Genomic DNA, 14592 nt, shown 5'->3' on the forward strand with positions numbered 1-14592 from the left:
TCACCCCAGAATACGCGCGGGGGGGCCGGTTTTTGTGACCCCCGGGCCACCGCCGTTTTAGGCCTTATTTCCAGAAAAAAGGCCTAAAACCGGGAGTTGGGTACGGCCGGCTTTTCATATGTGCGCCCGGGTAGATACATTCGCGCCGGGTTAGCAGGCAGTTAGGTTATGATCATCAGAGAAAAAGAGAATTGGTTTAAAATGCTCTTCGTGTGGAAGGGCTCGGTCTTGCCGGTGATTCTGCCCCGCATGGCGGTGTTGCTGCTGCTCTCGGTGGTGGTGGTGTTTTTCAAGGGCCGGCTGTTTGAGTACAAGGTGCCGCTGAACCCGGCCGCCTTTACCTTGCTGGGGGTGGCGCTGGCCATCTTCCTGGGTTTCCGGAACAATGCCAGCTATGAGCGCTTCTGGGAAGGCCGCAAGCTGTGGGGCGCCCTCCTGATTGACACCCGCTCGCTCACCCGGCAAGCCCTGACCATGAGCGGGCTTCGGCCCGATGCGCCGCAGGTACTCCACTTCGTGCGGCTGCTCATTGCCTTTTCGTACGCCCTCAAGCACCAACTGCGTAAGACCAATCCGGCCCAGGATTTCCAGCGGTTGCTGCCCCCCGCGTTGGTGCAGGCCCTGGAGCAGGCCCGGTTCAAACCTATTCTGCTGCTTAAGGAGATGGGCCAATGGGTGCAGGCCGGCAAAGAAGCCGGACAGATAGACTCCATTACCCAGGCGACCTTTGACCATAACCTCAACCAACTGTCTTACATTGTGGGCGGGTGTGAGCGCATTGCCAGCACGCCCATTCCGTATACCTACAATGTGCTGCTGCACCGTACCGTGTACCTGTACTGTTTCCTGCTGCCGTTTGGGTTGGTGGACAGCATCGGGTGGATGACGCCGCTCATTGTGGTGTTTGTGGGCTACACCTTTATGGCGCTGGATTCCATTGTGAACGAGATTGAAGAACCCTTTGGCACCGAGCCCAATGACTTAGCCCTGAACGCGATCTGCCAGACCATTGAAGCCTCTTTGCTGGAAATGGCCGGACAGGAGGTGCCCCCGGTCTTAGCGCCAAAAAACAGATTCATTCTGGATTAGGGGTCTTTTCGGCCCATGGCTTAAAAAGCAAACTCCCTGTTTCAGAGCCGATTTTCTTAAATCAGCCCTGAAACAGGTGGTTCTGGTTAAATGCGAAATCTTTGTTGGTTAATGGTTCCAGGAACCGAATTTGCCTTGCTGGTAATCGGCGTAGGCCTGGTAGATCTCGGCTTCGGAGTTCATCACAAACGGGCCCTGCGCGACTACCGGCTCGTTGAACGGCACCGCATGCCCGAACAGTAAGATGCTATCCTCGGAGGCTTCTACCTGCAATTGAGAGCCATCATTGTTGAACTCCACCAAGTTTCTGAACGGAACTTGCTGACCGTTCACCGTGAGGGTGCCTTTGATGATGTAGAAGAAGATGTTCCGCTCTGCAGGGACCTCCACGCTCAGTTTGCCGCTCGCCTGGAAGTAAACGGTGCTGAGCATGATGTCTGAAAGCGTTTCAAACGCGCCGGTGTGGCCGTCCCAGGTGCCGGAAACCAGGTTCACGGTCACGTTGCCTTCATCCAGAGTAAAAGTGGGGATGTTCTCTCTTTGCAGGCCTTCGTACTTTGGCTCGGTCATTTTGAGCCTGGCCGGCAGGTTCACCCACAGCTGCAGGATCTCCAGTGGTCCGCCGGTTTTCTTGAACTCCGACGAAGAAACCTCAGCATGGATCAAGCCACGGCCCGCCGTCATCCACTGCACGCCGCCGCCGGTGATCACGCTCTCGTGCCCGCCCGAGTCTTTGTGCATGATGTCGCCCTCCAGGATGAAGGTCACGGTTTCCATGCCCCGGTGCGGGTGCGGCCCGAACGGAAGTCCGCGGTTATTGGGTTTGTACACCTGGTGCCCGTGGTGGTTCAGGAACAGAAACGGGTCTACCTGCTGCAGGCTTCTGGAAGGCAACGGCGAGTAGGTGACCAGATCCGCGATGGGCGCGTACTCGGCTTTATGGATTTTCTTGATGGTTCTCATGGAAATGCGTTGATTGAGCTGCTATATACGAAAACCGCCTCAGACAAGGCCAAGTGCCAGGGTATCCGGCGGGAAAGTGCCGCAGCTGCTACAGGCAATACTTTTCAATGGCGATGGCCACGCCGTCTTCAATACTAGGCGCGGTGACTTCTTTGGCGGCGGCTTTGGCTTCTTCGCGGGCGTTTCCCACGGCAATGCCCAGCCCCACGGCGCCCAGCATCTCCACATCGTTGTAATTGTCCCCAAAAGCCATCACCGATTCCATCCCGAAATCATAGTGTTTTTCCAAAAGCAGCTTTAAAGCAGTGGCTTTGGAAATAGCCTTAGGCGCGATCTCCAGGTAGCGGTCGTTGGAGCGGTAAATATGCAGCTGCTCCCCAAACCTTGGGTGCAAGGCTTCCCACAGCGTCTGGATTTCTTCCGCCGAGCCCATGCACATCACTTTGTGAGCCCCGGTTGCGGCCGTTTGCCACGCCTGCAGAACTTCCTGCGTGGAGGAAATGGTAGGATTCACCTTGGTGTGCTTTATCTCACGCTCTGTCCACTGGTCTACCTGCGGCGCGTGCCAAGCATCGTCCTGGTACAAACTTACGTTGATGCTGGTGCCTTGGGCTAGCGCGGCGATTTCCTGGCAAACCGAGGCCGGAATCTGCACCGTGTCCAGCACCTGCGGTTCCTGGGTAGAATCATCGTAGAGCAGCACGTACCCGCCGTTGAAGCAGATCATGGGGTGGTGTAGAATGCCTAACTGTTCCTGCAGGTGGCGCACGGCGCTGGGCATCCTGGCCGAGGCCATGATAAACGGCAGGTTTTTGTCCAGCCGTTGAATGGTGTCTATGGTTCTTTGGGAAAGCTCGCGGTCTTGGTTGAGCAACGTTCCGTCAATATCAGAGCAAATGGCGCGGATGATCATGCAGAGGTAAGTGAGAATATGTTTCGGTAAAGGTACGGCGGCGGAAGGTGGGAACGGTAATCCAAATCCGTTTTGGCCCCGATTTCCTAGAAACAGCCCCAAAACGCGGCGCCAGAAATCTCAGAATAATTGCCTTCCCTCTGTAGAGACAAGGCACTGCCTTGTTTCCAGAACGGTTCCTACCGGTGCTCAGGAAAACAAGCGATTATCGGTCAGGATTACCAAATGCAGCAGCCTAAAGTCAGAACCATTCTCCCGTTTCTAGGCTGTTTTTGCCAAAAAGCCATCAAAATGCCTGCCTCCAGATGCCGAAAGGGACAAGGCACTGCCTTGTCTCTACAGGGTGGTTCCCTTTCGTAAAACCGCGAATCAAATTTCTCTTTTCTCCAGCCCCAGAATCTCGCGGAAGGTTTCCTTGCCCGGTTTCAACTGTTTCAGATTCCCGATGAGTTTGATAGACCGGTCAATGCGGAGCTGGGAGCTTTTGACGGCAGCCACGTGCTGGATGATGTAGCGCTGCATGCCGGGTTTCAGCTGATCAAAGCGGGTTTTACCTTCGTCGTCCTGGATGAAGAGCTCAGAGAGTTCCTCGGGAACGGGCGTGCCGTATTGGCTGGGGTCTTTCTCCAAGGTAACCGAAACCTCGCTGCCTTCCTTCACACCCAACTGTTTCAGGCGCTGTTTGGTGAGCGTGATGTAGCCCCGGCCCTGGCCCAAGGCCACAATTCCGCCCTGGTACCTGACGGTATTGTTCACCGTGCATAGCAACCGCACGTTGAACTTGCCGCCTAAGGCGTGCACTACCTCCGCCGGAATCTCCACGTAGTGCGTGCCCATAAGGTAGTCTAGTTTGCCGATGTGGGTCTTGAAGTGGAGAGGTGTCATGGGAAGGGAGCGATGGAGATAGGTAATTTGAAACTAATAGGCTAAACGTTGGAGAGGCTGTCGGCGTGGCTGGTGGTTACAGAATGCTAAGCGGCGTTATTCTCAAACCTTCTTATATTTTCCAGCTCCTGCAGCTTGTTCGTTTTTTCTTCTTCCAAGTCATAGTCATCCTGTAGCCCGAGCCAAAACTTAGGAGAGTTCCCGAAGTAATAACTTAGCCTGAGCGCCGTGTCTGCCGTAATTCTTCTGTTCCCTTTCAATATCTCAGATATCCTGGTTTGGGGAATATTGATGTCTTTGGCAAGTCGGTAAGCAGTAATATTTAGAGGTCCCAGAAATTCTTCCTGCAGTATTTCTCCTGGGTGTATATTAGGTAGCTTTTCCATGTCAATGATAGTCAACTATTTTTACTTCTGAGGCCTGCCCGTTGTTCCAGTGGAAGATGATTCGCCATTGGTCATTTATCCTGATGCTATAGAATTCTTTCAGATTCCCGGATAGCTTTTCTAATCGGTTGGAGGGAGGGATCCGCAAATCTGCTATGTTCTGCGAGTTGTTCAGCATCCTTAGTTTACGTCTGCCAAGGGTCTGAATCTCCAAGGGAAGTTTCGCGACTCTTTCCCCGTTCCAAATCTTTTCAGTTTCTTTTGAGCCAAAGGATATGATCATGCTTTCGCTTTACGATAGTAACGCCAAAAGTAAGTAATCTGTTTGGTGATTCATTTTCCAAGAAGAATTTTCTTGTGTGAGGCTTAGCTGACTCGTATAAACGACCCATGAGGCTGTCGGCCAAAGGGTGACGTTTAAACAGTGTGCTCAGTTGTTATTTTACAAAGTTCCAATAGACATAAACTATTAGAATCAGGATTGATATGATGGAGAGTGTGTATTTCCTTTGACGATGCTTTGTTATATACCCGTCTTTCTTCATATCCCAATCACAGAGCATTTCTAGAAGCACATGATGGAAGTCGAAGATGAACTCATGCCACTCAAAAGCTTCTTTTGCTCTTCTCTTGGCAGCTATTTCTTTTTTCTTCTGGTCATAGCGGTTTAATACAGCTACTTTTTTATTCTCGTAATCTACTGGAACATTCCTTATCAACAATTCCTTCTTTGCCTGTTCAACTGCCAAAGGGTTCCACTTATTAGGAAAGTTTGCTATCCTGATTAAATCGTCTGTTTCTCGATCGCTTATAGGAGGCTTGAATTCCATAAATATTAATTACTGAGAACTAGAATATAAAAAGAAATTCATTCCGGTTACCTGTTTATAGAAACAAATAACCAGAATGAATTTAAGAAGAGCTTGCAAATTGTAACGCCTATTGCCTGAAGGCTTTGAACTGGTTGATCAGGCCGTTGGTGGAGCTGTCATGGGAGGTTACTTGCTCAGCAGAAGTCAGCTCCGGCAGGATTTGCTTGGCCAATTGCTTGCCTAGTTCCACGCCCCACTGGTCAAAGCTGAAGACGTTCCAGATCACGCCCTGCACGAAGATCTTGTGCTCGTACATGGCAATGAGGCTGCCCAGGGTTCTGGGGTCCAGCTGCTTGAACAGGATGGAGTTGGTAGGCCGGTTTCCTTCAAATATCTTGAACGCTTTCAGCGTGTTGATTTCCTCCTCAGAGCAGCTCATGCGGTGCATCTCCTGGATTACCTGCTCTTCGTCTTTGCCGTTCATCAGGGCCTCGGTCTGCGCGAAGAAGTTGGCCATCAGTTTAGGATGGTGATCCCCGATGGGGTTGTGGCTAATGGCGGGTGCCAGGAAATCGCAGGGGATAAGTTTGGTGCCCTGGTGGATCAACTGGTAGAACGCGTGCTGGCCGTTGGTGCCCGGCTCGCCCCAGATGATTGGACCGGTCTGGTAACTTACCGGCTGGCCGTTGCGGTCTACGTACTTGCCATTGCTTTCCATGTCGCCCTGCTGGAAATAAGCGGCAAAGCGATGCATGTATTGGTCATAGGGCAGCAGCGCGTGGCTTTCGGCCCCGAAGAAGTTGTTGTACCAGATGCCCAGCAAGGCCAGAATCACGGGCAGGTTCTCTTCCAAGGGCGCGGTGCGGAAGTGATTGTCCATGGCATGAGCCCCGGCCAGTAACTCCCTGAAGTTCTCGTACCCGATGGTGCAGGCGATGGACAACCCGATGGCCGACCACAGCGAGTAGCGGCCACCCACCCAGTCCCAGAACTCAAACATGTTCTTGGTATCAATGCCAAACTCGGCCACAGCCACGGAATTGGTGGAAAGCGCCACGAAGTGCTTCTTGATGTGCTCCTCGTCCTGCACCTGGTCCAGGAACCAGCTGCGGGCGCTGTGCGCGTTGGTCATGGTCTCCTGCGTGGTGAACGTCTTGGAGGCAATCATGAACAGCGTGGTCTCGGGGTTTATCTTTTTCAGCGTCTCGGCAATGTGCGTGCCGTCCACGTTGGAAACAAAGTACGTGGTGATGTTCGGTTTCTGGTAGGCTTTCAGGGCCTCGGTCACCATCACCGGACCCAAATCTGAACCGCCAATGCCTATGTTCACAATGGTGTCAATGGGTTTGCCGGTATAGCCTTTCCAGTCGCCGTTGATGATCTCGTTGGAGAATTTCTCTACCTGCGCCAGTACGCGGTTCACCTCGGGCATCACATCCTTGCCGTCTTCCAGAATAGGCGCGTTGGACAGGTTGCGCAAGGCCACGTGCAATACCGCGCGGTTCTCGGTGAAGTTGATACGCTCGCCGGTGAACATGGCCTCAATGGCGTCATTCAGGCCGCATTCCTGGGCCAGTTGCACCAGCAGTTGGCGGGTTTCCTCGGTGATGCGGTTTTTGGAGTAATCCAGCAGAATGTTCTCAAACGTGACGCTGAACTTCTCAAACCGCTGTGGGTCCTGCGCGAAGGCGTCTTTCAGATGAACGTTTTTGATTTGGCCGTAATGCTGCGTGAGCTTCTCCCAGGCCTGGGTAGTAGTAGGATTTATAGTTGGAAACATGCGTTGTCTTTTGGTTCAGTTTTGATTGGCGGTAGCGAAGATAGGAATTGTGCCGACTTTAGAAAACCCGAGGCAGAAAGCGGCGGGTAAAAGGGCAGCCTTCCGGCCCTTGGTTTTGGGCCAGTTTTCCAGAAATCGCCTTAAAACCCGAGGCTGCCTCAGCGCACCCACTGCTGGATCAGTTTATCGGCGTACATCTCGTCTTTCCAGCCCATGAGGTGAGTAGGTTTCCGGGGATCGGCGTTCAGGTACCATTGCTGCAGGATACTCTTTACTGCCGGATAGCGCGCCGAAAAATCGCTGTAGGAGTTGGGCGAGATGGTCTGCTCACTGGGTCGGGCGGGAACGGCTACCACCACGTGCCGCAGCTCGCCATCGGTCTCCAGCACCAGCACGCCCACCGGCAGAATCTCCAGCACCGTACCCGGTTCTTTCTGGTTGCACAAGACCAGCACCGGCAACGGAGCCGCCGGACTGCTTTGGGTGGAGTCTACTAGGGTAGACGGAATAAATCCCTCGTTGCCGGGATAGGGCAGAAACTCCAATTTGCGCGGTTGCCCGGCCTCCAGTTGCGGCACAAATTCCTTCTCCTGCGCATCATACACCAGCGGCTGCGTGGAGCCCGAGGGCGTTTCTATCACCGCTTGCCAATGCTTGGTCTCCGTGATGGCGGGCAGGTTCTGGTAATCGGTTGTACAACCGAGGCAAAGCACAAAGAGGAAAAGCAGAGAAAGCTGCCAAGTCTTAAGAGCGGAGTAGTGCATAGAAAGGAAAGCAAAATCGTTTTCAGCCTAATTTCTGAAAAATACGGTAAAAACGCCCAGTTTCCACTTCCTCTATCAATCCTGATCATTCCTTCTCTGGCAATTTTCATCAATCCTTCATTCTCTCAATCACTCATCACCCTACTGCAGTTCGTCCAGCAAGCGGAAAGGGTTCAGGCGCTGCAGGTTCAGGGAGTAGCGGATGTTGCGCGTGAAATCTTTGAACGTAGCGGGGAAATCATCCGCGTAATTGCTGCCGGCCACAGGGAAATAGATCTGAACGGCATTGCGGAAGAAGGAAAGCTGCAAGCCGGTTCCGTAGAGCAACCGGTCCAGTTCCTGCACGTGGCCCAGGTCCAGGTACACGGCGAAAGGCGTCACGGGCAAATCAGCGGTGAGGTTGACGGTGGCCATCCATTCCTGGCTCATAACGGGCACGGCGTTCCGGAAACCACCATCCGCTAGATCGGTCTGCCGAATGGCCGCGGGGCCTTCCAGAGAAGTGAACATCTCCCGACGGTTGAAGAATGGGGTCTGCTTCAGGTAATCGGGGCTGCCAGCTAAGCCCAAACCAAACGGACTCCGGGAATAGTCGTTATCGGCCATGAAGCCCACAAAGCCACGCAACCTGATTTCCTTTTTAGGCCGGTATTTGAACCAGTTTTCCAAAGAAAGCCTCAATCTGACCGGGTTGAAAGTAGCCTCCTCGTTGGCGAACAGCGGATCAACGACTGGCACAAAGGATTGCGCCTGATACCGGAACATAGTGACGTCAAAATTTACCTGGGTACCCGCCACCGCATTTTGGGTAGTAAGTTGGTACGCGAGGCGAGGCGCGTGGAAATCTGGCAGGAAATCATCCTGCACGTAATGCCAGGCCAGCGTAAGTTGCTGCCGGGCTGTGTTCGGGTTATTCAGGCGGTTATGGAAGGTGATGCTGGGCGCAAGCGTATGGAAATTGGCGAACCGCTGACCTTGTACACCCACGTCCATCTTGCGCAGGAAACCTTGCGAGGGAACCCGGAAGCGAACATCGGCCAGACCGGTAAGGCGCGTACTGCTAAAGCCGAACATCGGCATGACCACATAGTTGAGCTTGTGTTCGGTGGGCAGGGAGTTATAGAGCAAGGCTCCTAATTGGAACCCATCGTGGGTGTTATACCCCAAAGCCGGAGCTACAAACAACTGCTTTTTGTCTATGTGCTCAATGCCCAGCAGAGGCTGTAGGTGCAGCGGCTCACTTTTAGCGAACGCCCGGCCCACGCGGTATTGGTTGTCGCGGCGGTCCAGCTCCGGGAAGTAATAATTAGGGTCCACCACAATCCGGTCAATGTGGGAGGCGGTAAACGTCACGGTTTGTTCGCGCTCGCCCGGTTTGGTCCAGTGGGTTTCCAGAAGCTGCCCCTCGGTGTTAAGGGCGGCTACCTGTACCGGCAGCGCCAGTTTCCCGGTTTGCCGCACCACGGCCTGGGTGTTGCCGCCCGAGGTAGTTACGTTTTGCAGGTGCGCGTCTGGGATGGCGGTGGAAGGCAGCAGCTCCTGGAAGAACCAGTGCAACGGTTCTCCGGTAGATTTCTCCAGAACCGCCTGTAAATCCTCGGGGTAGGGGTGCCGGAACTGCCATTGCCGGTAGTAACTGTGCATGGCGCTGTCAAAGCGGGCGGTGCCCAGGTACTTCTCCAGGTACTGGAACAGGTGAGCCGTTTTCAGGTAGACGCCGGTGCCGTAGTTGAGGGTTCTGAACTGAATAGCCGGAGACGTAATAGGCTGCTCCAACCCCCGACTGGCCGCCGAGAGAAAGGCCACGGCATCAATCCCGGCGGGCGGCAGGTCATGCACGCCCAGGAACCGACCCATGGCATTCTGGTTGATCTCGCTGGACAGGATGCCGGCATAGGGTTTCCGTTGCGCTTTGGTCCTGAACTCGTAGTAGCTGTTGATGCCCTCGTCCAGCCAGGGATGCTGCCGCTCGTTGCTGCCCAGAATACCGTAGAACCAGTTGTGGCCCACCTCGTGGATGATGGCCTCGGGCTCCGTCACCGTCACCATGGGATATTCCATGCCCGCACCCGCGCTCAGGGCACCATCCACGGCGGTAGCGTGCGCATACGGGTAATCACCCAGCCAGAGCGAATAGTAGTAGACGGCATCGTTGATGTCTTGCTGGGTTCTGATCCATTCCTCGGCGTTTCGGTTGGTGAACAGCAGCCACGTAGTCACGGGGCGTTTAGAGGCCGGAAGCGTCACCTGGCTCTTGAGCACGTTGAACCGCTTATCCGCGAACCATGCAAAATCATGGATACGGTCCTGTTTGTAGTGCAGGGTTTTGGTTTTGCCAGCCGAGGGAGGGAAGTCCACATCTTGCTCATTAAATTCTTTTTTAGCGGCAGTCACTTGCGCCAGGCTGTCCAATCGGGCTTGTTCCTCGGGGTTCTGCAGTTCGCCAGTGGCACCTACGGTGTAGTTGGCGGGCAGGGTGATGCGCACGTCAAAAGAGCCGTATTCTGAGTAGAACTCGCCCTGGTCCAGGTACGGCATGGGGTGCCAGCCTTTGTGGTCAAACACCGCCGGTTTAGGGTACCACTGCGTGATCTGGTACGATTGCCCCACGTGCCCCAGGCGGGAAAACGATTCCGGTAACTTCACCTGGAACGGCGTGCTGATGGTAATGCGACCGCCCGGCCCCAGCGGTTGATTCAAGGTGAGTTTGGCAATGTCGGGGTTCTTCGCGTCCAGTTCCCACTTTACGTTTTGGCCGTTTATTTTGAAATCCAGCCCCGAAATGGAACCGCGCGCCTCCTTCGGGGCAAAGTAGAATTTGTCCTCGTCGTTCACCAACTGCTGTCGGGCGAAGGCGGTGTTTCGGTCCTGATAGGCGTTGGGCCACAGGTGGAAGTACAGAAACGTAAGCGTCTCCGGCGAGTGGTTGATGTATTCCAGCTGCTCGGTGGCTTTGAGCGTGTGCCGCTGATCATCCAGTGTCACGTCTATTTTGTAATGGACTTCCTGTTGCCAGTAGGTTTTCTGGGCAGAAACGGAAAAAGGGAACAGTAGAACGAAAGCAAGTAGAAACCGGAAATGCGTCATGTAGGGCGAGAATTTGCCTCCAAAGTACGCGATTTTGCAAATTCAAATAACGAGTATATTCCTCTATTGCTCGGAAGTTACTTCCGTGCATTATGATCGAGGCGCCTCAGGAACCGGCTGCCCGTTTTCCGAAGGTTCGGATTGGTTGAGAAAGATGCTTCTACTATGGCGCGGAAGTTACTTCCGTGCCTTCCCCTTACTCGTTAGTCACGGAAGTAACTTCCGCGCCATAGTACATGAATTTTAATTTCGGTTCTAGGATAGGCTCGATTCTTTCCGTTCAAAGCGCTCTTTGCCAGACTTCAGGCGTTTTTAGCCGGTTTCTCAGAAATTATGCTTAAAATAGAGATTGATTTCTGACCCAGCATCCACCTGTACCTTCACCAAACAAACAAATGAATACTTTCCAGAAATGGGCCTCGGCGCTTTCATTGGCTGCCCTGGCGCAAACCGCCTTCGCCCAGACGTCCAACCTGCACGCGCAGATAGACCAGCTGGCCGACAAAATAGAGCCGAAAGTGATCCAGTGGCGCCGCGATTTCCACCAGTTCCCTGAGCTCAGCAACCGCGAAGAAAAAACCGCCGAGAAAGTGGCCAAGCACCTGAAAAGCCTCGGGTTTGAGGTGAAGACGGGCGTTGCCAAAACCGGCGTGGTGGCCATCCTGAAAGGCGGTCAGCCCGGACCCGTAGTCGCCCTGCGCGCCGATATGGATGCTTTGCCGGTGACCGAGCGCAACAGCCTGCCCTTCGCCTCCAAAGTGCGCACCACGTTCAATAACCAACAGGTAGGAGTCATGCATGCCTGCGGCCACGATACGCACATGGCCATGCTCATGGGCGCTGCCGAGATTCTGGCCCAGCACAAGAAAGACCTGAAAGGCACCGTGAAATTCATCTTCCAGCCCGCTGAGGAAGGCGCACCGGCCGGTGAGGAAGGCGGCGCTGATGTGATGGTGGCCGAAGGAGCGCTGGAGAACCCCAAAGTAGACGCCATTTTCGGGCTGCACATCAACTCTGCTACCGAGGTGGGCACCCTCAAATACCGTCCGCAGGGCACCATGGCCAGCTCCGATAACTTCAAGATCAAGGTGAAAGGCCGCCAGGCACACGGCGCGTACCCCTGGGCCAGTGTGGACCCCATTGTGGTATCGGCGCAGATCATCAACGGCATCCAGACCATCGTGAGCCGACAGATGGAACTGACCAACGAGGCTGCGGTGATTACGGTTGGTGCCATCCATGGTGGGGTAAGAACCAACATCATCCCCGAGGAGGTGGAAATGATCGGCACCATCCGGGCGCTGGACCCCAAAATGCAGGACCAACTGCATGAGAAACTGCGGCGCACGGCCACGCTCATCGCCGAGAGCGCAGGGGCCACCGCCGAGGTGGAGATCGTGAAAAACACACCCATCACCTACAACCACGTAGCCCTCACCGCCCACATGCTGCCCTCCCTGGAACGCGCGGCGGGCAAGCAGAAGGTAGTTTTAACCAAAGCCGTGACCGGAGCCGAGGACTTCGCCTATTATCAGCAGAAAGTGCCGGGCGTGTTCGTTTTCGTGGGCGGCATGGCCAAAGGGCAGGACCCTTCTAAAACGCCCGCGCACCACACCCCCGACTTTATGATTGACGAAAGCGGTCTCAAACTAGGCGTGCGTACCCTGGCCTACCTGGCGGTAGATTACCTCAACAACCCCTTGAACAGCACCTCAGGGCAATAATCCGAAACCACGGAGGTAAAACTTTCACAAACGTTAAGAATTGTAGAGACAAGGCATTGCCTTGTCTTTGCGTTTTTATGCGGTTCCAATAAGGTGACTCGGGGTTTCTGTTTATGGAGGAATACTGTTGCTCATCGGCTTTTTCGTTTTAGGTCTGGTTTATGGGAAACGGCTGTAAAACAGACCCTGACCAGTTCCCTGCTGAACCATCTGCTCCTGAGGTCGTACCTGTTTAGAACTGATTTTGTAAGAAATAATCAGAAAGAAAGTTTCTAACCCACGAAGGTATGGCACAGCAAGTCAGCGATTTCATCATAGACAGACTAAGCAAATGGGGCGTGACCCGCATCTTCGGGTACCCCGGCGATGGCATCAACGGCGTCATGGGTGCTTTGGACCGGGCCGAGGGCAAGCTGGAGTTTGTGCAGGTGCGGCACGAGGAAGTCGCCTCGCTCATGGCCTGCGCCCATGCTAAGTACACCGGCGAGGTGGGCGTTTGCCTGGCCACCTCCGGGCCGGGTGCCATCCACCTGCTCAATGGCTTGTATGATGCCAAGCTGGACCATCAGCCGGTAGTGGCGCTCATAGGGCAGAAGCCCCGCAAAGCTCTGGGCGGACATGCGCAGCAGGAAGTAGACTTAATGACGCTGTTCAAAGACGTAGCCAGCGAGTTTGTGCAGATGGCCACCGATGCCAGCCAGGTACGCCACCTGATTGACCGCGCTTTCCGCATCGCCCGGGACCAGCGCACCGTCACCTGCGTCATCCTGCCCAACGATGTGCAGGAACTGGACTACGAGGAACCCAAACACGAGCACGGCACCATCCACTCGGGCATCGGGTACCTGATGCCAAGGGTGCTGCCCCGAGAGGAAGACCTGCAAAAAGCCGCCGAGGTGCTGAACAGTGGTAAGAAAATAGCTATTCTGGTGGGTGCCGGAGCCAAAGACGCCGCTCAGGAGGTAATCCAGGTAGCAGAGGTGCTGGGTGCGGGGGTGGCGAAGGCGTACCTGGGCAAAGCGGTGCTGCCCGATGAATTGCCGTTTGTGACGGGCGGCATCGGGTTCTTCGGGACCACGGCCAGCCACCAGATGATGGAGAACTGCGATACGCTGCTCATGATAGGCTCCAGCTTTCCGTACGCCGAGTTCCTCCCCAAAGAAAGGCAGGCGCGCGGCGTGCAGATAGACCTGGATGGCCGCATGCTCAGCATCCGGTACCCCATGGAAGTGCCGCTCATCGGTGACAGTGCCGAGACCCTACGGGCCTTGCTGCCGCACCTGCACCGCAAAGAAGACCGCAGCTGGCGCGAGCAGATTGAGCAGAACATCAAAGACTGGTGGCAGCAAACCGAGGAGCAGGCCACGCACCCGGCCAATCCGGTGAACCCTAAACTGGTCTTCCAGAAGTTCTCGCCCTTGTTGCCGGATAACAGCATCCTGGCCGCCGATTCGGGTTCCTCTTCCAGCTGGATGTCGCAATACATCAGAATCAGGGAAGGCATGAAGTTCTCGGTTTCGGGCACGTTGGCCACCATGGGCTGCGCCGTGCCGTACGCCATCGCCGCCAAATTCGCTTACCCAGACCGCTTGGCCGTGGCGTTTGCCGGCGACGGTGCCATGCAGATGAGCAGCAACGCCGAACTACTCACCATCCAGAAATACTGGCACCAGTGGACCGATCCGCGCCTGATTGTGCTGGTGCTCAACAACCGTGACCTCAACTTCGTGACCTGGGAGCAGCGCGCAAACGAAGGCAATCCCAAGTTTGATGCCTCCCAGGTACTGCCTGATTTCAACTTCGCCCAATACGCCGAAAGCCTCGGCCTGAAAGGCATCCGCATTGAAAGCCCAGACCAGGTTGACTCCGCCTTACAGGAAGCCTTACAGGCAGATCGTCCCGTAGTAATTGACGTGCTCGCCGACCCAGAGATTGTGCCGTTCACTACGCAGGTAGCCGCCAAGTTCGGAGAGAACATCGCCTCGGCCATTCAGGAAGGAGACCAGGCCGCTGCCCGGCATTTGGAAGAACCCTTGGAGGAGGCCGTGGAGGAAGCCCAGAAGAAAACAGAAGAATAACTGGAGCGTTTCAGGGGCATTTTCCAGAAAATAGCCTCTAAACAGCTTGATATGGATTCGCAGCCTCTGTCTCTAGAGGCAGGAGTTCAGTTCGCTGGCGCGAGCGTCCCG

12 protein-coding genes are annotated in these 14592 nt (G+C 54.8%); 3 read left to right on the forward strand and 9 right to left on the reverse strand.

Annotated features, from left to right (window positions below; genetic code table 11):
* Nucleotides 1-168: 168 nt before the first annotated feature.
* Complete coding sequence (locus JT718_RS08590; protein ID WP_205501823.1) at nt 169-1089, forward strand: bestrophin family protein; 921 nt, start codon at nt 169-171, stop codon at nt 1087-1089.
* A gap of 108 nt (nt 1090-1197) precedes the next feature.
* Here JT718_RS08590 and JT718_RS08595 read toward each other — a convergent pair whose 3' ends face one another.
* From JT718_RS08595 to JT718_RS08635, 9 genes are all read right to left on the reverse strand, one after another.
* The gene (locus JT718_RS08595; protein ID WP_205501824.1) at nt 1198-2052 is read right to left on the reverse strand and encodes a pirin family protein; all 855 of its coding nucleotides are present in this window, start codon (nt 2050-2052) and stop codon (nt 1198-1200) included.
* An 88-nt stretch (nt 2053-2140) separates the two neighbouring features.
* Nucleotides 2141-2965, reverse strand: coding sequence for a Cof-type HAD-IIB family hydrolase (locus tag JT718_RS08600; RefSeq protein ID WP_205501825.1), 825 nt, complete (start codon nt 2963-2965; stop codon nt 2141-2143).
* 369 nt (nt 2966-3334) lie between these two features.
* Nucleotides 3335-3850, reverse strand: a complete 516-nt coding sequence (locus JT718_RS08605) for a YdeI/OmpD-associated family protein (RefSeq protein WP_205501826.1) — start codon at nt 3848-3850, stop codon at nt 3335-3337.
* An 86-nt stretch (nt 3851-3936) separates the two neighbouring features.
* Nucleotides 3937-4236: a HigA family addiction module antitoxin gene (locus JT718_RS08610; protein ID WP_205501827.1), complete on the reverse strand. Its 300-nt coding sequence runs from the start codon at nt 4234-4236 to the stop codon at nt 3937-3939.
* 1 nt (nt 4237) lies between these two features.
* Nucleotides 4238-4519 (reverse strand): type II toxin-antitoxin system RelE/ParE family toxin, encoded by a 282-nt coding sequence (locus tag JT718_RS08615; protein ID WP_205501828.1) that lies wholly within the window; start codon nt 4517-4519, stop codon nt 4238-4240.
* Nucleotides 4520-4673: 154 nt separating this feature from the next.
* Complete coding sequence (locus JT718_RS08620; RefSeq protein WP_205501829.1) at nt 4674-5066, reverse strand: hypothetical protein; 393 nt, start codon at nt 5064-5066, stop codon at nt 4674-4676.
* A gap of 109 nt (nt 5067-5175) precedes the next feature.
* Complete coding sequence (pgi, locus tag JT718_RS08625; protein WP_205501830.1) at nt 5176-6828, reverse strand: glucose-6-phosphate isomerase; 1653 nt, start codon at nt 6826-6828, stop codon at nt 5176-5178.
* 158 nt (nt 6829-6986) lie between these two features.
* Nucleotides 6987-7592, reverse strand: coding sequence for an inorganic diphosphatase (locus JT718_RS08630; protein WP_205501831.1), 606 nt, complete (start codon nt 7590-7592; stop codon nt 6987-6989).
* Nucleotides 7593-7733: 141 nt separating this feature from the next.
* The gene (locus JT718_RS08635; RefSeq protein ID WP_205501832.1) at nt 7734-10679 is read right to left on the reverse strand and encodes a M1 family metallopeptidase; all 2946 of its coding nucleotides are present in this window, start codon (nt 10677-10679) and stop codon (nt 7734-7736) included.
* A 395-nt stretch (nt 10680-11074) separates the two neighbouring features.
* Between JT718_RS08635 and JT718_RS08640 the strand changes: the two genes are divergently transcribed.
* Entirely contained in the window at nt 11075-12403 is a 1329-nt protein-coding gene (locus JT718_RS08640) for an amidohydrolase (protein WP_205501833.1), read from the forward strand.
* Nucleotides 12404-12690: 287 nt separating this feature from the next.
* On the forward strand, nt 12691-14481 hold the full coding sequence (locus JT718_RS08645) for a thiamine pyrophosphate-requiring protein (protein WP_205501834.1): 1791 nt from the start codon (nt 12691-12693) through the stop codon (nt 14479-14481).
* Nucleotides 14482-14592 lie beyond the last annotated feature (111 nt).

Source organism: Rufibacter psychrotolerans (genome assembly GCF_016924645.1).
In the GTDB taxonomy this organism is placed as follows: Bacteria; Bacteroidota; Bacteroidia; order Cytophagales; family Hymenobacteraceae; genus Nibribacter; species Nibribacter psychrotolerans.